Origin of the sequence: Pseudoalteromonas sp. MTN2-4 (assembly GCF_042848605.1) — a bacterium.
Lineage (GTDB): Bacteria > Pseudomonadota > Gammaproteobacteria > Enterobacterales > Alteromonadaceae > Pseudoalteromonas.
In genome coordinates this window covers 1-895 of the sequence record NZ_BTGK01000045.1, presented here as the reverse complement: position 1 = coordinate 895, position 895 = coordinate 1, and the positions used below count along the sequence as shown (strand labels likewise).

Sequence of the window (895 nt, the reverse complement as noted above, 5' to 3'; positions counted from 1 at the left end):
TAGCCCTTAAGCTTTAGTGTAGTTAGTGGAACATTCTGGAAAGTTTGACGATACAGGGTGACAGTCCCGTACACAAAAACTTATCTAAAGTGAAATCGAGTAGGTCGGAGCACGTGAAACTTTGACTGAATATAGGTGGACCATCATCTAAGGCTAAATACTCCCAACTGACCGATAGTGAACCAGTACCGTGAGGGAAAGGCGAAAAGAACCCCTGTGAGGGGAGTGAAATAGAACCTGAAACCGTGTACGTACAAGCAGTAGGAGCCCTTCGAGGGTGACTGCGTACCTTTTGTATAATGGGTCAGCGACTTATATTTTGTAGCGAGGTTAACCGTTTAGGGTAGCCGTAGCGAAAGCGAGTCTTAACTGGGCGTGCAGTTGCAAGGTATAGACCCGAAACCCGGTGATCTAGCCATGGGCAGGTTGAAGGTTGAGTAACATCAACTGGAGGACCGAACCCACTAACGTTGAAAAGTTAGGGGATGACCTGTGGCTTGGAGTGAAAGGCTAATCAAACCGGGAGATAGCTGGTTCTCCCCGAAATCTATTTAGGTAGAGCCTCGGACGAATACTTACGGGGGTAGAGCACTGTTAAGGCTAGGGGGTCATCCCGACTTACCAACCCTTTGCAAACTCCGAATACCGTAAAGTACTATCCGGGAGACACACGGTGGGTGCTAACGTCCATCGTGGAGAGGGAAACAACCCAGACCGTCAGCTAAGGTCCCAAAGTGTATGTTAAGTGGGAAACGATGTGGGAAGGCTAAAACAGCTAGGAGGTTGGCTTAGAAGCAGCCATCCTTTAAAGAAAGCGTAATAGCTCACTAGTCGAGTCGGCCTGCGCGGAAGATGTAACGGGGCTAAACATACCACCGAAGCTACGGCTGCATAC

The 895-nt window shown here is 48.9% G+C and carries 1 rRNA gene; it reads left to right on the top strand.

What is annotated here, in order from left to right:
* Positions 1 to 895, top strand: a 23S ribosomal RNA gene (locus ACGHEH_RS21640); the annotation flags it as partial.